A 17,207-nucleotide genomic window follows, 5' to 3' on the forward strand; every position below is an offset into this window, starting at 1 on the left:
CACGCTCTGCGTGGGAATGCAGCCCGTGACGCTCCGCGTCACTGGACGCGGAGCGTCCCCCGAGGCATTACCACGCAGAGCGTGGGAACGATCAGGCAGGCACAAAAAATCCCCCGCAACTTTTCAGCTGCGGGGGATTTTTCCATCGGTCAGCTCAAAGCTTGGCCGCAGGACGCCCCGGCTTCTTGGTCTGTAACAAATGCGAGAACACCGCATGCAGATCATCCGACGCACCTTCCTCATCGAGGTTGAGCTTGCTGTCGATGTGATCCATGTGGTGCATCATCAAATTCACCGCCAGCTCACCGTCGCGTTTCTCGATCGCATCGATCAACTGCGTGTGTTCGTCATACGAGCAGTGCGAGCGGTTGCCGCTTTCATACTGGGCAATGATCAGCGAGGTCTGCGAAACCAGACTGCGCTGGAAGCTGATCAGCGGGGCGTTTTTCGCCGCTTCCGCCAGTTTCAGGTGGAATTCGCCCGACAGACGGATACCGGCACCGCGATCGCCACGGGAAAAGCTGTCGCGCTCGTCGTTGACCATCTGGCGCAATTCGGCGATCTGCTCGGCGGTGGCGTGCTGCACGGCCAGCTCGGTGATCGCGCGCTCCACCAGACGGCGGGCCATGAACACCTGACGCGCTTCTTCAACGCTCGGGCTGGCAACCACGGCGCCACGGTTCGGCCGCAACAGCACCACGCCTTCATGGGCCAGACGCGACAGCGCGCGGCGAATGATGGTGCGGCTGACCCCGAAGATTTCCCCCAACGCTTCTTCGCTCAATTTTGTGCCGGGCGCCAGACGCTGTTCGAGGATGGCCTCGAAGATATGCGCATAGACAATATCGTCCTGGGTTCCGCTGCGGCCGGCTTTGCCTGCTCGCGGTTGTTTCTTGAGGGGTTGCAACTGTTCGTTCATGGGCACTCGAGTCGGGAGAACTGCGGCGAATAGACCGTGACTGTAATACGGCACAGTAGGTCGCTGGCAAGTATCGCGTAAAAAACAGCGCGATTGTACACAATGGATGGTGGCAACACGACTGTATGGCTGTTTGTGACCACGGCTGTATTGCAACGATCCGTTACGATTGAGTTTAGGCTTGATCGCAGAATCCGCCTTTTACACACAATCCACTGTAGGAGTGAGCCTGCTCGCGATAGCGGTGTGTCATTCAGCAATGATTCGACTGATATACCGCAATCGCGAGCAGGCTCGCTCCTACAAGGGTTTATGTTGTGGCGGGGATCTTCATCTGTATAAGGAACACCGCCGTCATGAATGACGCCACTTACACCCGGCTACGCCCGCTCGCCGACACTTCGCCCTCAGCCATCGTCGCCGGGTTCATCGCAATGATGACTGGCTACACCAGCTCACTGGTGCTGATGTTTCAGGCCGGACAAGCGGCGGGCCTGAGCAGCGGGCAGATTTCCTCGTGGATCTGGGCAATCTCGATCGGCATGGCGGTGTGCTCGATCGGCCTGTCGCTGCGCTACCGCACGCCGATCACCATCGCCTGGTCGACACCGGGCGCGGCCCTGCTGATCACCAGTCTGGGTGGTGTCAGTTATGGCGAGGCCATCGGCGCCTACATCACCTGCGCGGTGCTGGTAACGATCTGTGGCCTGACCGGCAGCTTCGAACGCCTGGTGAAGAAGATCCCGGCCTCGCTGGCGGCCGCGTTGCTGGCGGGGATTCTGTTCAAGATCGGCAGCGAAATCTTCGTCGCTGCGCAACACCGCACCGGGCTGGTGCTGGGGATGTTCTTCACCTACCTGGTGGTCAAACGCCTGTCACCGCGTTACGCCGTGCTGGCGGCACTGCTGATCGGCACCGCACTCTCGGGTTTCATGGGCCTGCTGGATTTCAGCGGCTTTCATCTGGAAGTGGCGACGCCGGTGTGGACCACCCCGCACTTCTCGCTGGCCGCAACCATCAGCATCGGCATCCCGCTGTTCGTCGTGGCCATGACCTCGCAGAACATGCCCGGCATCGCCGTGCTGCGCGCCGACGGCTACAACGTCCCAGCCTCGCCACTGATCACCACCACCGGCATCGCCTCATTGTTACTGGCGCCGTTTGGCTCCCACGGCATCAACCTGGCAGCGATCAGCGCGGCGATCTGCACCGGGCCGCACGCCCATGAAGATCGCAACAAACGCTACACCGCCGCCGTGTGGTGCGGAATTTTCTACGGGATTGCCGGGGTGTTTGGCGCAACGTTGGCGGCGTTGTTTGCCGCACTGCCGAAAGAACTGGTGCTGTCGATTGCCGCGCTGGCGCTGTTCGGCTCGATCATCAATGGCTTGAGCATTGCCATGACCGAAGTGAAGGAGCGCGAAGCGGCGCTGATTACCTTTATGGTCACGGCGTCGGGGTTGACGCTGTTTTCCATTGGTTCGGCGTTTTGGGGGATTGTGGCGGGGGGTTTGACGCTGGTGATTCTGAATTGGCGCAAAGCTTAAGATCAAAAGCCCCTCATCGGAACGCCGCCCGCCTAGCCCTCTCCCGGAGGGAGAGGGGACTGACCGAGGTGCTTGGAAGACATACGCCGAAGTGGGATACCGAGTCGAACTCAAATTTTGAAAAGCCTACATATCGGCTCCCTCTCCTTCGGGAGAGGGCTGGGCGGGCGGCGTTCCGATGAGGGCAGACTCACCACAAATCCCAAGCCGAACACCCAAACCCCAGACGAAAAAAAACGGCGACCCTCAGGTCGCCGTTTTTTTCAGTATCACTTAGCCGCGTTGATCGGCTTTTCCGGATACCAGACGTCCAGCAGCGGGCTGACGGTCATGCCGGTCAGTTCGCTACGGTTTTTCAGCCAGGCTTCAACGGCAGCGCGCTGCTCTTCGTTGACCGAGCCACGCTTCTGCAGGCACACCAGACCGAAGTCGTCGCCGCCGACATAGCCCAGACCGTTGGCTTCCATGGCTTCTTTGATGAATGCTTCGAGGAAAGCGTCAATGGCTTCTTCGGACAAGTCTTCTTTGAAGTCCAGGTTCAGTTCGAAACCCAGCTCTTGGAATTCATCAACGCACAGTTTTTTGCGCAGACGCTGGGAACGGTTAGTCGCCATTGGAACAATCCTCTTAAGTAATAACGGCCGGCACTTTACCAGTTTAAGCGGTCAATTGCCCGACTCTCTGGGCGCTGTGACCAACCGCCTGTAAAAAAATAACGAAATGGCCGCCCCGGGCAAGGCACAAGCTGTTACACCTTGGGGCATAATGCCGACACTTTCATGACCACTGAGGGCTTTTTCATCCATGCCCTCGTTATTTTCCCCTCTTCTGCAGGGTTTTATTTCATATGATCAAATCGTTGCGTCCACTGTTTCTCGCCGGCCTTCTTCTGCCTCTGGCCCTGCCGGTTTCTGCGGCCACCATCAACACTGCCCTCACGCCTAACGTCGAAAAAGCCCTCAAGGCCAGCAAACTGCAGCCCACTGCGCTGTCGCTAGTCATGATCCCGCTAGACGGCCCGGGCAATCCGACCGTGTACAACGCCGACGTCTCGGTCAACCCGGCCTCGACCATGAAACTGGTCACCACCTACGCCTCGCTGGAAATGCTCGGCCCCAACCATCAGTGGAAAACCGAGTTCTACACCGACGGCGACCTGAGCGGCGGCATCCTCAACGGCAACCTGTACCTCAAGGGCGGCGGCGATCCGAAGCTGAACATGGAAAAACTCTGGCTGCTGATGCGCGATCTGCGCGCCAACGGCGTGACTCAGGTCACCGGCGACCTGATCCTCGACCGCAGCTTCTTCATCCAGCCGCAACTGCCCGAGTTCAATGACGACGGCAACGACGAGAACAAGCCGTTCCTGGTCAAGCCGGACTCGCTGCTGGTCAACCTCAAGGCCCTGCGCTTCGTCGCGCGCAATGACGGTGGCCGGGTGCTGATCTCGGTGGAACCGCCGATTGCCAGCGTGCACATTGAAAACACGGTCAAGGCGCTCAATTCCAAACAGTGCACCGGTGGCGTGCGCTACAACCCGGTGACCCAGCCTGACGGCAGCGTGACCGTGACCGTCGCCGGCCAACTGGGCGATGGCTGCAGCTCGCAGACTTACCTGTCACTGCTCGACCACGCGACCTACACCGCCGGCGCCGTGCGCGCGATCTGGAAAGAACTGGGCGGCAGCATCCAGGGCAAGGATCGCCTCGCCGCGACCCCGAGCAGCGCCAAACTGCTGGCCCGCGCCTACTCGCCGGATCTGGCGGAAATCATCCGCGACATCAACAAATACAGTAACAACACCATGGCCCAGCAGCTGTTCCTGAGCCTGGGCCAGAAATACCGCAACGAAGCTGACGGTGACGACGCCAAGGCCGCGCAGCGCGTAGTCCGCCAGTGGCTGGCGAAGAAAGGCATTACCGCGCCGCACCTGGTGATGGAGAACGGCTCCGGGCTGTCGCGCGCCGAACGCGTCAGCGCCCGCGAGATGGCCAACATGTTGCAAGCTGCCTGGCACAGCCCGTACGCCGCCGAGTACATCAGCTCGCTGCCGATTGCCGGCACTGACGGCACCATGCGCAAACGCCTGAAAACCACCGCGATGCGCGGCGAAGCCCACGTCAAGACCGGCACCCTGAACACCGTGCGCGCAATCGCCGGCTTCAGCCGCGACGTCAACGGCAATACCTGGGCGGTGGTGGCGATCCTCAACGACAAGGCCCCGTTCGGCGCGTCATCGGTGCTGGATCAGGTGCTGCTGGATCTGTACAAGCAGCCGCGGTTGCCGCAGACCGCTTCGGCGCTGTAAAACACAGCCGATCTAATGTGGGAGCGGGCTTGCTCGCGAAGGCGTCAGTTCAGTCAGTATTTTTGGTGACTGACACGCCGCCTTCGCGAGCAAGCCCGCTCCCACAGGGGATTGGCGTAACAGGCTAGCTCATCTGCTCAACCCGATCCCGTCCGGCCTGCTTCGCCGCGTACACGCCCGAATCCGCTCGCAACAACAGCGCATCCGCGCCCTCCCCCGGTCGCCAGCTGGCGATGCCGAAACTGGCTGTCACCACCCCGACCACGTCCACCGGCGCACTGCGCAAGCCTTGCCACAGCTCCATGGCAAGGATGTAGGCGTGCTCGCCGTCGATGTCCGGGCACAGCACCATGAATTCCTCGCCGCCCAGACGGCAGAACACATCCGTGCGCCGCAAGCGATGGCCGATGCGTTCGCACACCGCCTGCAACACACGGTCGCCCACGGCATGGCCGTACTGGTCGTTGATCCGTTTGAAGTGGTCGATGTCGAGCATGATCACCGACAGTTCGCCGCCGCCGCGCTCGACCCGGGCCATTTCGGTGGTCAGGCGCTCCTGAAAATAGCGGCGGTTGTGGATGCCAGTCAGTGAGTCGGTGACCGACAGCGCCCGCAGTTCCTCTTCCACCCGCTTCAGGTCGGAAATGTCCGAGATGTAGCCGTGCCACAGCACACCGCCGCCCGGCAGCTCTTCCGGCGTCGCCTCGCCGCGCACCCAGCGCAGGCCGCGCTCGGGCAGTTGCACGCGGTATTCCTCGCGCCAGGGACTGAGGTTTTCCGCCGAGGCGCGAATCGAGGTGCGTACACGGGTGATGTCTTGCGGATGAATGCGGGAAAAGATCGCTTCGGCATCGAGCAGCAGCACGTCCGGCGCCAGCTCGTAGATCTCGCGGATGCCGTCACTGGCATAGATCACGCTGAAGCGCCCGTCGAATTCCATCTTGAATTGGTAGATGCCGCCGGGCACGTGAGCGCTGAGCTTTTTCAGCAGCACATCCCGCGCCGCCAGCGCCTCGTGCACGCGCTTGCGTTCGGTGATGTCGATGCAGATCGCCAGATGCCCGACCCACAGTCCCTGCTCATCGAGCACCGGGGTGGCGAGCATGTTCACCGGCAGATGGCTGCCATCGCTGCGCACCAGCGTCCACTCGCGCGCTTCATGACCACCGACCTCGCCGCCCTCGACCAGCATCGCGTGGCAGGTTGGAATGCTCTTGCCGTAGCGCGCGCCCAACTCCGCCGAACGCGCTGCCAGTTCGCGCGGCAGGTGCAGGTTTTCCAGGGTCATGTGGCCGACGACATCGGCGCTGCTGTAGCCGAGCATCTGTTCCGCGCCGGGGTTGAAGGTGTTGATCACCCCACGCAGATCGGTGGCGATGATCGCCACTTGTGTTGCCGCGTTCAGCACTCCGCGCAACTGGCCATGGGTGCCGCGTAATTCCTGCTCGCGGTCATGCAGTTCCTGGGTGCGCAACTCAACCATGCGCAAGGCGCGCTGACGCTGACTGACCAGCACATACAGCAACGCGCTGAGCAACAGACTCAGCAGCGCACCCAGCACCACCAGGCTGCTGATCGACGAATGGTTGGCCTGCAGAAAGGCTTCGCTGGGCTGCATGTCCACTTGATAGTCGTGGTCAGCCAGACGCAACAAGCGCGTGGCAGAAAGATCACTGGCCCCCGCTTTGTTGGCCGACTCGTACAGCACCTCATGCTGATCCTCGGTGGACAGATCGAGGATGCGTACGCTGAGGAAGTCCTGGCTGTCCTCGGGCAAGCCGTCGGCCAGCAACTGATGCATGCTGATCACCGCCATCACATAGCCTTCCGGCGGCCCTTTCGGTGCTCCTTCACGGGTGACTGGCGCCAGCAGCAACACGCCCCGGGCATACGCCGGGTCGATGCCCACCAGGTGCAACGGCTGTGACACCGCCATGTGCCCGGTGCGGTCGGCACGCTCCAGTGTTGCCCGACGCAACGGTTGCGCGAGCAAGTCGTAACCCAGGGGCGTCGGCAGGTGACTCTGGCTCTGGGTGTAGATCACGGGCACGTATTCAGGGCGATCTCCGGCCGCCTGCAACTGGTCTTCGGCGTTCAGCTCACGAAAGGTGAAGGTGCTGAAACCCTCGTCGCGCACGGCTTGTTCGACCGCCGGACGCTCGGCACGGCTCACCCGCGGCGCATAGGAATAGGCCTGGGTACGCAATAACAGGGGTTTGGCATAACCGTCGAATTCGGCACGAGACACCGAACGGGAGTTGGCGAAGAAACGGCGCAGGCCATCGAGGCGCTGTTCCTGATCCTGAAAACGTTCTTCGATACGGCTGTAACGCTCATTGGCCAACAGCTGGAAGCGTTGCCGCAATTGATGATGAAACTGGTTGAGGGTGGCCCAGGCGAGCAGCCCCGTGAGAATCCCGCCGGCGAGCAATACCAGCAGCGCGACCAGCCAGGCCGAGACTTCTTCGCTGATAAAACCCAGAATCCTTGGGCGCACGGGGTGCAACGACATAAGGGCAGCTCACTACGCCAGTATTTGCGGGAAAACCCCATTGACCGTGTGTGAGTTATAGCTATTAGCCACTAATTTAGCTAGCGCAGGAGGATCCACGGAGCCTTTAAAAATCAAGGCTCTGTGGATCCAATTGCGCAAAGCGTCAACGAGCCGTGATTTTCCAGGCGCGGTGGATTTTGGTGTTGCGGGCGAAATCCGGGTCGATGGTCTGGGCGCTGATTTCCTCGACCGCGTAGCGCTCGGCGAGGTTCTCCTCCAACTGGAACTTGCGGAAGTTGTTGGAGAAATACAGCACGCCACCCGGCGCCAGACGGGCCATGGCCAGGTCGATCAACTGCACCTGGTCACGCTGCACGTCGAAGATGCCCTCCATGCGCTTGGAGTTGGAGAAGGTCGGCGGATCGATGAAGATCAGGTCGTACTCGTCCCGGCTGCTTTCCAGCCATGCCATCACATCGCCCTGTTCCAGACGGTTCTTGTCGGAGAAACCGTTCAGCGACAGGTTGCGGCGCGCCCAGTCGAGGTAGGTTTTCGACAGGTCGACGCTGGTGGTGCTGCGCGCACCGCCCTTGGCCGCGTGCACGCTGGCCGTCGCGGTATAGCAGAACAGATTGAGGAAGCGCTTGCCGGCCGCCTCTTTCTGAATGCGCATGCGGATTGGACGGTGATCGAGGAACAGCCCGGTGTCGAGGTAGTCGGTGAGGTTCACCAGCAGCTTGACGCCGCCTTCGCTGACCTCATTGAACTTGCCCTGCGCGGCCTGACGCTCGTACTGCTTGGTGCCGCTCTGGCGCTCGCGGCGTTTGACCACCACGCGGCTTTTGTCGACGTTCAGCGCCTGCGGAATCGCGGCCAGGGCGTCGAACATGCGTGCCGAGGCCTTTTCCGGATCGATCGATTTCGGCGCAGCGTATTCCTGCACATGCACCCAATCGTGGTACAGGTCGATGGCCATCGCATATTCCGGCATGTCGGCATCGTAGACGCGGTAGCAATCAATGCCTTCGCGCTTGACCCACTTGCCCATGGCCTTGAGATTCTTTTGCAGACGGTTGGCAAACATCTGCCCGCCTTCGCTCAAGCGCGGCTGCTCGATCACCGGAGCCGGTGCTGGCGCCGGCTTGATCGGGTTGCCGTTCTTGTTGAACTTGCGCTCTTGCGGCTCGTCCGGGGTCTGGTCATAAGCGGCTTGCTCGCGCTCGGCCTGACGTTGTTCCGGGGTGCGGCGCTCGCCAGTGACGAACTGATCCGGCAGCACTTTGATCAACAGCAGCTTGCACGGCAACGCGCCGTTCCAGAACGAATACTGTTTGTGGCTGCGAATGCCCATGCGCTTGCCCAGATCCGGCGCACCGGTGAACACCGCTGCTTCCCAGTTCAGGCAGGCCTGACGCAGACGCTCACCGAGGTTCTGGTAGAGGTACAGCAAGCTGGCTTCGTCACCCAGACGCTCGCCGTATGGCGGGTTGCAGATCACCAGACCTTTCTGGTTCTGATCCGGACGCGGCTCGAAGGTCGCGACTTCGCCCTGGTAGATCTTGATCCACTCGCTCAGGCCAGCACGCTCGACGTTGTTGCGGCCTGGCTGAATCAGACGCGGGTCAGCTTCATAACCACGAATCCACAGCGGTGGCTTGGCCAGACCGGCAGCGGCACGCTCAACAGCTTCTTCATGGAGTTTTTTCCACAGCGCCGGGACGTGACCCAGCCATGCGGTGAAGCCCCACTGCTCGCGGCGCAGGTTCGGCGCCATGTCGGCGGCGATCATGCCGGCTTCAACGAGGAACGTACCGACACCACACATCGGGTCAGCCAGCGCGCCGCCTTCGGCCGCAATGCGCGGCCAGCCGGAGCGGATCAGGATCGCCGCCGCGAGGTTTTCCTTCAGCGGCGCAGCGCCCTGCTGCAGGCGGTAACCGCGCTGGTGCAGGCTGTGGCCGGAGAGATCGAGGGACAGGATCGCTTCGCCGCGATCCAGACGCAGGTGAATGCGCAGGTCCGGGTTGAGCTTGTCGATCGACGGGCGGTCGCCTTGCGGGGTGCGCAGTTTGTCGACGATGGCGTCCTTGACCTTCAAGGCGCCGAAGTGGGTGTTGTCGATCCCCGAGCCGTGGCCGCTGAATTCAACGGCCAGGGTGCCGTCGCTGAGCATGTGATCCTGCCACTCGACGTCGAGTACGCCGTGGTACAGGTCTTCGGCGTCCTTCATCGGGAAGCGCTTGAGCACCAGCAATACACGGTTGGCCAGACGCGACCAGAGGCACAGGCGGTAAGCGGTTTCCATGGTCGCCATGCCACGCACGGCGGAGGTGTGCTCGCGGGCGTCTTCAAGGCCAAGCCCGACGGCTTCCTCGATGAGCAGGCCTTCAAGGCCTTTGGGGCAAGTGAGGAAGAGTTCGAAACGATCGGACATGGTATTTCCAGAGCCTTTGGCTAGTGAATCGGCAACGCATTGCCGATCCGGTTTTCAATCAGGCGCTTTTCTAAAAGAGCGCCCGCGTGGCACGAAGGTGTGCCGTTCCATCCCCACTGCTCGGGTTAAAAGAGCTTAGATGCAAGGACAGATAAAAAAGTTGATGAAACAAAAAGTCTTAAAGCGACCCTTCGTCGCTTAGTACCCCAGCGCAAACGTGGGTCATTCTCACTAAAGGATTAACCCCATCATCCAGCGCGGGGCCGATCATACCGGGGTTTGCTGAAAAAACGTTCATGAAACCCGTCGTTACTTATGGCTGTAGCACTATTTTCGTTACGTCCTTATGACAAAACGATCATTCCCTCGGTGTGACTCATTGGTTAGAACTGAACACAGGTTGACGTCGCAACGGCGTCAACACCTTGGCTCGCCACGCCGGCAGCGAGCCGCCCCCGGCAGAGTTTTTCTGCCAGACCTCGATTGAGGTCAACGCGACACAAACAGTCAACAAGTGAGGGAAACACCCTATGAGAAGACTTAAGCGTGATCCGTTGGAAAGAGCATTTTTGCGCGGATATCAATATGGCGTTGGTGGCAAATCCCGTGAGCTTTGCCCATTTACTCTACCGTCGGTACGTCAAGCCTGGATCAACGGCTGGCGAGAAGGACGCGGCGACAACTGGGACGGTATGACCGGCACTGCGGGAATCCACAGACTCAACGAACTTCACGCCGTCGGCTGACACAGGGCATTTATTCCGACACGACAATCTGAATTTGTAACGACTTACCATGCACGTCCTTCCCGGACGGCGGGCTGCGGCCCAGGGGCTCCTTCGAGGAGCCCTTTTTTATGCCAGTTCAGCCGCAAAGTGATCCTTGTGACTTCAGAGACTTCCGGATCCTGTGGCGAGGGGATTTATCCCCGATTGGCTGCGCAGCAGTCGCAAATACTGATATCCCGATTTACCTGACACAGCGAGGTGAATGGTTTTGGGGCCGCTTCGCAGCCCATCGGGGATAAATCCCCTCGCCACAAAAGCCCCTCACAGTTATTTGCGCAGGGCGGCGATCGCGTCCACGGACTCACGAATCAGCGCCGGGCCTTTGTAGATGAACCCGGAATAGATCTGCACCAGGCTTGCACCCGCAAGAATCTTCTCGGCCGCATGCTTGCCTTCAGTGATGCCACCGGCAGCAATGATCGGCAAACGTCCAGCCAACTCGCCCGCCAGCACCTTCACCGTATTCGTGCTCTTCTCACGCACCGGAGCGCCGGACAGACCGCCCGCCTCGTCACCATGCTCCATGCCTTCGACGCCAATACGGCTCAGGGTGGTGTTGGTGGCGATCACCGCGTCCATACCGGTTTCGATCAGCGCTTGAGCCACTTGCGCGGTCTCTTCGTCGGTCATGTCCGGAGCGATCTTGATCGCCAGCGGTACGTGCTTGCCGTGACGCAGGGCCAGTTCGGCGCGGCGCGTGGCCAGGTCCGCCAGCAACTGCTTGAGCGAATCACCGAACTGCAGGCTGCGCAGGCCCGGGGTGTTCGGCGAGCTGACGTTGACGGTGATGTAGCTGGCGTGGGTGTAAACCTTGTCCAGGCAGATCAGATAATCATCCACCGCGCGCTCGACCGGGGTGTCGAAGTTCTTGCCGATGTTGATCCCCAGCACGCCCTTGTATCTGGCCGCCGCGACCCGCGCCAGCAGGTTATCGACACCGAGGTTGTTGAAACCCATGCGGTTGATGATCGCCTCGGCTTCCGGCAGACGGAAGATCCGTGGTTTCGGGTTGCCCGGCTGCGGACGCGGGGTCACGGTGCCGATTTCGACAAAACCGAAGCCCAGTTGCGAAAAACCGTCGATGGCCGCGCCGTTCTTGTCCAGACCGGCCGCCAGACCCACCGGGTTCGGAAAATCCAGGCCCATGACGGTCACCGGCACGTTCGCCGGCTTCTTGCACAGCATGCCGTTGAGGCCCAAACGCCCACCCGCGCCGATCAGATCCAGCGACAGATCGTGGGAGGTTTCCGGGGAAAGTTTGAACAACAGCTGACGGGCCAGGGTGTACATGGGCGGCGATGACTCGGGCGGCGAAAAGAGGCGGCGATTATAGCCGGGCAACGCCCCCCGGCGCGAGGCGCACACGCAAATCAGCCCGACTGGCATATGCCTTGCACCTTCCGGGTTATCAGCCCACAGGCCAATGGCGGCGTGCGGGCACGGACAACGGCGTCGTTCTTCGGTTTTGCCTGGGCAAAGCCTGGGACGACGTTTTTTTTGAAGGTGGCTTTATATGAGTGATTCCTCCGTCGGGCCGCTGGCCTGGGTCAACGGCAGTGATGCCCCGGAAAAAAGCGTGATCAACCTCGGCTTCATGGCCTTGAGCGATTGCGCCTCGGTGGTCGTGGCCGCAACGCAGGGCTTCGCCCAACCTTACGGCCTGACGATCAACCTCAAGCGCCAGGCGTCATGGGCCACGCTGCGCGACAAACTGGTCAGCGGCGAGCTGGACGTCGCCCACAGCCTGTACGGGCTGATTTACGCCGTGCATCTGGGCATCGGCGGCGTGGCCCCGAGCGACATGGCGGTATTGATGGGGCTGAACCAGAACGGTCAGAGCCTCAACCTGTCCCACGGCTTGCAGCAGCTGGGCGTGACCAGTCCCGATGCGCTGGATCGCCACGCGCACCAAACCCGCGCAAAACTGACCTTCGCCCAGACCTTCCCCACCGGCACCCATGCGATGTGGCTTTATTACTGGCTGGCGAGCCAAGGCATTCATCCGTTGCTGGATGTCGACAGCGTGGTGGTGCCGCCGCCGCAAATGGTCGCGCACCTGCAAGCCGGGCGCATCGATGGGTTTTGCGTCGGTGAGCCGTGGGCGGCCAGCGCCGTGCAGCAGAATCTGGGGTTCACCCTCGCCACCAGTCAAACCATCTGGCCCGATCACCCGGAAAAGGTCCTTGGCTGCACCCGCGCGTTCGTCGAGCAATACCCCAACACCGCCAGGGCGCTGGTGATGGCGATCCTCCAGGCGAGCCGTTTCATTGAGCAAAGCCTGGAAAACCGCCGCAGCACCGCGCAACTGCTGAGCGCGGCGGAATATCTCGACGCCCCGCTCGCCTGCATCGAACCACGCTTTCTCGGTGACTACGCCGACGGCCTCGGCAATCGCTGGCAAGACCCGCACGCCTTGCGTTTTCACGGCAACGGCGAAGTGAATCTGCCGTATCTGTCCGACGGCATGTGGTTCATGACCCAGTTCCGCCGCTGGGGCTTGCTGCGCGAGGATCCGGATTACCTTGCCGTCGCCCGTCAGGTTCAACAACTCGATCTGTATCGCGAAGCCGCCGCTGCGGTTGGTGTCGCCGCGAGGGGCACCGACATGCGCAGCAGTCAGTTGCTCGATGGCAAAGTCTGGGACGGCAGCGATCCGGCGGGTTACGCCCGCAGTTTCAAACTGCACGCCCTGAGCGATGCCGCTCCCCTATTCGCCCGCCGCTGACAGGAGATCGCCGACATGTTGCGCATTCTGCTGATCAACGACACCGCGAAAAAAGTCGGGCGCCTGAAAGCTGCGCTGACCGAGGCCGGTTTCGAGGTCATTGACGAGTCCGGGCTGACCATCGACCTGCCGGCACGCGTCGAAACGGTGCGCCCGGACGTGATCCTGATCGATACCGAGTCACCGAGCCGCGATGTGATGGAGCAAGTGGTGCTGGTGAGCCGCGACCAGCCACGGCCGATCGTGATGTTCACCGACGAACATGACCCGGGAGTGATGCGTCAGGCGATCAAGTCCGGGGTCAGTGCCTACATCGTCGAAGGCATTCACGCTCAGCGCCTGCAGCCGATTCTCGATGTGGCAATGGCGCGCTTCGAAAGCGATCAGGCCCTGCGCGCGCAACTGCTGGCCCGCGACCAGCAACTGGCCGAGCGCAAGCGCATCGAACTGGCCAAAGGGCTACTGATGAAGATGAAGGACTGCAATGAAGAAGAGGCCTACACCTTGATGCGGCGCCAGGCCATGAGCCGCCAGCAGAAACTGATTCAAGTGGCGGAGCAGATCATTGCCATGAGTGAGCTGCTCGGCTGAAGTTCTGCGGTGGCTTTCCGGACCCCTTCGCGAGCAAGTCCTCCCACATTTGGAATGCATTCACCTGTGAAATTGGCTTGGTGCCCCCTCCTTCCCAGCAGGTTGGTCGGGTTTCCACTTTGAAATGCATTCCCTGTGGGAGCGGGCTTGCTCGCGAAGGCCGCGACGCGGTTTCACTTATTGGCACAAATCTGGCTAAGCATTCAGCACAGGTAACCAACGGCGGTTGCCCCACCCACGACAAAGACGTCGCTCACCCCGTTCGCCCCTTCGGCGAATCAGGTAGCGGCGTTTTTGCGTTTTGGCCCCACAGACCGGGGCCGGTGGTGCGGCCGTGGCGGCGCCCCACCTGCTGTTGCATGACTCCTTTCGAGACTCTTTTCAGCTGAGGTGCGCGATGAATTCAAGCTTCTGGAAATCCGGCCACACCCCGACCCTGTTCGCGGCCTTCCTCTATTTCGACCTGAGCTTCATGGTCTGGTATCTGCTCGGCCCACTGGCGGTGCAGATCGCTGCTGACCTGCACCTGACCACGCAACAACGTGGCCTCGTCGTCGCCACGCCGATCCTTGCTGGCGCCGTGTTGCGCTTCATCATGGGCATGCTCGCCGATCGGCTGTCACCGAAAACTGCTGGGCTGATCGGTCAAGTCATCGTGATTTGCGCGCTGTTCGGTGCCTGGAAAATCGGCATTCATAGCTACGAGCAGGCGTTGATTCTCGGCCTGTTCCTCGGCATGGCCGGCGCATCGTTTGCGGTCGCCCTGCCCTTGGCCTCGCAATGGTATCCACCGCAGCATCAGGGCAAAGCCATGGGCATTGCCGGTGCGGGCAACTCCGGGACGGTATTCGCCGCGCTGCTCGCGCCGGTACTCGCCGCCGCGTTCGGCTGGAGCAATGTTTTCGGTTTCGCCCTGATTCCATTGATCCTGACGCTGGTGCTGTTCGTCTGGCTGGCGAAAAACGCGCCTGAGCGGCCGAAAGCCAAAGCCATGGCCGACTACTTCAAGGCGCTGGGCGACCGTGACAGCTGGTGGTTCATGTTTTTCTACAGCGTGACCTTCGGCGGCTTCATCGGCCTGGCCAGCGCCCTGCCCGGCTACTTCAACGACCAGTACGGCCTGAACCCGGTGATTGCTGGTTACTACACCGCCGCCTGTGTGTTCGGCGGCAGCCTGATGCGCCCGCTGGGTGGCGCGCTGGCGGATCGCTTCGGCGGTATCCGCACGTTGCTGGCGATGTACACCGTGGCAGCGATCTGCATCGCGGCCGTCGGCTTCAACCTGCCAAGTTCCTACGCCGCACTGGCGCTTTTCGTCTGCACCATGCTTGGTCTGGGGGCAGGAAACGGCGCGGTGTTCCAGTTGGTGCCGCAACGTTTCCGCCTGGAGATCGGCGTGATGACCGGGCTGATCGGCATGGCCGGCGGCATCGGCGGTTTTGCCCTGGCGGCAGGCATGGGCGCGATCAAGCAAAGCACCGGCAGCTATCAACTGGCGCTGTGGTTGTTCGCCAGCCTCGGTGTGCTGGCGTGGTTCGGTCTGCACGGGGTCAAACGCCGCTGGAGAACCACCTGGGGTTCGGCCGCCGTGACCGCTGCGCGAGTCTGAACAGTCAATGCCTCTGCAACTGAGTTTCGCCGAAGCCAGCGCCACCGGACCACGCGCGGAAAACCAGGACGCCTTGCGCCTGGTAACGCCCGCCCCGGCGCTGGCCGCCAGCAAGGGTTATCTGTTTGCCATCGCCGACGGTGTCAGCCAATGCGCCGACGGCGGCCTGGCCGCGCGCTCGACCCTGCAAGCGCTGGCACTCGACTACTACGCCACGCCGCAAACCTGGAGCGTGGCGCAGGCACTGGATCGCCTGCTGCTCGCACAAAACCGCTGGTTGCAGGCCAACGGCGGTGGGCAACCGTTGCTGACCACGGTCAGCGCGCTGGTCCTGCGCGGCCAGCGCTTCACCTTGGCCCACGTCGGTGATTGCCGGGTCTATCGCTGGCAGGCCGACCACTTGCTGCGTATTTCGCAAGATCATGTCTGGGATCAACCGGGCATGCAGCACGTGCTCAAGCGTGCGCTTGGGCTGGATCAGCATCTGGTGCTGGATTTTCTCGACGGCGAGTTGCGCGCAGACGAATGTTTCGTGCTGCTCAGCGATGGCGTGTGGTCGAGCTTGGGCGACACCGCGATTGCGGCAATTCTGCGCGATCAGCCAGATCTCGACAGCGCGGCACAGACGCTGGTCAACGCCGCGCACCTGGCAGGCAGTCAGGATAACGCCAGTGCGCTGCTGGTGCGAGTCGATGCCGTCGGTGAGGCGAGCATCGGCGATGCGCTGATTCACTTGCAGCAATGGCCACTGCCGCCGCCGCTGAAAACCGGTCAGGTGTTCGAAGGCTGGCAGGTGCAGGGGATTGTCGGCCAGAGCCAGCAATCGCTGCTGTATCGGGTCATGGATGGACAAGGTCGGGGCTGGCTGTTGAAAACCCTGCCGGCGCGGCTGGCGGATGACCCCCAGGCCGGGCAGGCCTTGCTCTCGGAAGAATGGTTCCTCAAGCGTGTGGCCGGGCGGCATTTTCCTGAAGTCCATGCCAGCAGTCAGCGTCAGCATGTGTACTACGTGATGCGCGAATATTCCGGGAAGACTCTGGCGCAGGTGTTTCAACACAGCAGTCCGCTGCCGTTGGTGCAATGGCAGGACCTGGCCGAACGCCTGCTGCGGGCCGTGGGCCTGCTGCATCGACGGCAGATTCTGCACCGCGACATCAAGCCGGAAAATCTGCACCTGGGCGACGACGGTGAGCTGCGGCTGCTGGACTTCGGCCTGGCGTACTGCCCGGGACTTTCGCAAGACACACCGGCAACACTGCCCGGAACGCCGAGTTTCATCGCCCCGGAAGCCTTTCGCGGCGAGCCGCCCAGTGCGCAACAGGATCTGTACGCGGTGGGTGTGAGCCTGTATTTCCTGCTGACCGGGCACTTTCCCTATGGCGAGATCGAAGCGTTCCAGCGGCCACGATTTGGCGTACCGGTGAGCGCCAGTCGTTATCGCCCGGACTTGCCGGACTGGGTCGCGCAGAGTCTGGAGCGTGGCGTGGCGGCGGACCCGCAACAGCGATTTGAAACGGCTGAAGAATGGTTGCTGGTGTTGGAGCAAGGGGAGCGGCGCAGTTTGAGCGTGCGGCCCAGGCCTTTATTGGAGCGTGAGCCGTTGAAAGTTTGGCGGACGATGGCGTTGATCGCCTTGCTGGGGAATCTGGTGCTGCTGATTTTATTGTTTCACCGCTGACACCGCGTCGCGCCATTCGCGAGCAAGCCCGCTCCCACAGGGGATTTTTGAACGACTCCGATCCACTGTGGGAGATTCTATGGTTCATGCCTAGCCCCTAAACGGCTTTAGGTG

The 17,207-nt window shown here is 61.5% G+C and carries 12 protein-coding genes; 7 read left to right on the plus strand and 5 right to left on the minus strand.

The genetic code is table 11. The features are described from left to right. Positions 1–154 precede the first annotated feature (154 nt). Positions 155–919: a GntR family transcriptional regulator gene (locus PseAD21_RS27940; RefSeq protein ID WP_102358957.1), complete on the minus strand. Its 765-nt coding sequence runs from the start codon at positions 917–919 to the stop codon at positions 155–157. A 356-nt stretch (positions 920–1,275) separates the two neighbouring features. Between PseAD21_RS27940 and PseAD21_RS27945 the strand changes: the two genes are divergently transcribed. Continuing rightward, the gene (locus PseAD21_RS27945; protein ID WP_102358958.1) at positions 1,276–2,466 is read left to right on the plus strand and encodes a benzoate/H(+) symporter BenE family transporter; all 1,191 of its coding nucleotides are present in this window, start codon (positions 1,276–1,278) and stop codon (positions 2,464–2,466) included. 269 nt (positions 2,467–2,735) lie between these two features. On the opposite strand, the gene PseAD21_RS27950 is transcribed toward PseAD21_RS27945, so the two are convergent. Continuing rightward, positions 2,736–3,080: a YggL family protein gene (locus tag PseAD21_RS27950; protein ID WP_003223308.1), complete on the minus strand. Its 345-nt coding sequence runs from the start codon at positions 3,078–3,080 to the stop codon at positions 2,736–2,738. A 233-nt stretch (positions 3,081–3,313) separates the two neighbouring features. Here PseAD21_RS27950 and dacB point away from each other — a divergent pair, with 233 nt between their 5' ends. After that, positions 3,314–4,774 carry a D-alanyl-D-alanine carboxypeptidase/D-alanyl-D-alanine-endopeptidase gene (gene dacB / locus PseAD21_RS27955; RefSeq protein ID WP_025110337.1) on the plus strand — a complete coding sequence of 487 codons (1,461 nt, stop codon included), beginning with the start codon at positions 3,314–3,316 and terminating at the stop codon, positions 4,772–4,774. 124 nt (positions 4,775–4,898) lie between these two features. Here dacB and PseAD21_RS27960 read toward each other — a convergent pair whose 3' ends face one another. After that, complete coding sequence (locus PseAD21_RS27960) at positions 4,899–7,286, minus strand: diguanylate cyclase (protein WP_102358959.1); 2,388 nt, start codon at positions 7,284–7,286, stop codon at positions 4,899–4,901. Positions 7,287–7,431: 145 nt separating this feature from the next. After that, positions 7,432–9,702, minus strand: a complete 2,271-nt coding sequence (gene rlmKL, locus PseAD21_RS27965; protein WP_102358960.1) for a bifunctional 23S rRNA (guanine(2069)-N(7))-methyltransferase RlmK/23S rRNA (guanine(2445)-N(2))-methyltransferase RlmL — start codon at positions 9,700–9,702, stop codon at positions 7,432–7,434. Positions 9,703–10,232: 530 nt separating this feature from the next. Between rlmKL and rmf the strand changes: the two genes are divergently transcribed. Then, on the plus strand, positions 10,233–10,448 hold the full coding sequence (rmf, locus tag PseAD21_RS27970) for a ribosome modulation factor (RefSeq protein WP_003223300.1): 216 nt from the start codon (positions 10,233–10,235) through the stop codon (positions 10,446–10,448). A gap of 309 nt (positions 10,449–10,757) precedes the next feature. Here rmf and PseAD21_RS27975 read toward each other — a convergent pair whose 3' ends face one another. Beyond that, positions 10,758–11,780: a quinone-dependent dihydroorotate dehydrogenase gene (locus PseAD21_RS27975; RefSeq protein ID WP_102358961.1), complete on the minus strand. Its 1,023-nt coding sequence runs from the start codon at positions 11,778–11,780 to the stop codon at positions 10,758–10,760. Positions 11,781–12,003: 223 nt separating this feature from the next. Here PseAD21_RS27975 and PseAD21_RS27980 point away from each other — a divergent pair, with 223 nt between their 5' ends. The 4 genes from PseAD21_RS27980 (at position 12,004) to PseAD21_RS27995 (ending at position 17,093) form a co-directional block, all read left to right on the plus strand. After that, positions 12,004–13,215, plus strand: coding sequence for a CmpA/NrtA family ABC transporter substrate-binding protein (locus PseAD21_RS27980; RefSeq protein WP_102358962.1), 1,212 nt, complete (start codon positions 12,004–12,006; stop codon positions 13,213–13,215). Between the two features lie 15 nt (positions 13,216–13,230). After that, positions 13,231–13,806 (plus strand): ANTAR domain-containing response regulator, encoded by a 576-nt coding sequence (locus PseAD21_RS27985; RefSeq protein WP_027613283.1) that lies wholly within the window; start codon positions 13,231–13,233, stop codon positions 13,804–13,806. Between the two features lie 397 nt (positions 13,807–14,203). After that, positions 14,204–15,415 carry a NarK/NasA family nitrate transporter gene (locus tag PseAD21_RS27990; RefSeq protein WP_102358963.1) on the plus strand — a complete coding sequence of 404 codons (1,212 nt, stop codon included), beginning with the start codon at positions 14,204–14,206 and terminating at the stop codon, positions 15,413–15,415. Positions 15,416–15,422: 7 nt separating this feature from the next. Next, positions 15,423–17,093 carry a bifunctional protein-serine/threonine kinase/phosphatase gene (locus tag PseAD21_RS27995; protein ID WP_102358964.1) on the plus strand — a complete coding sequence of 557 codons (1,671 nt, stop codon included), beginning with the start codon at positions 15,423–15,425 and terminating at the stop codon, positions 17,091–17,093. Positions 17,094–17,207 lie beyond the last annotated feature (114 nt).

This window comes from Pseudomonas sp. AD21, from assembly GCF_002878485.1.
GTDB lineage: Bacteria > Pseudomonadota > Gammaproteobacteria > Pseudomonadales > Pseudomonadaceae > Aquipseudomonas.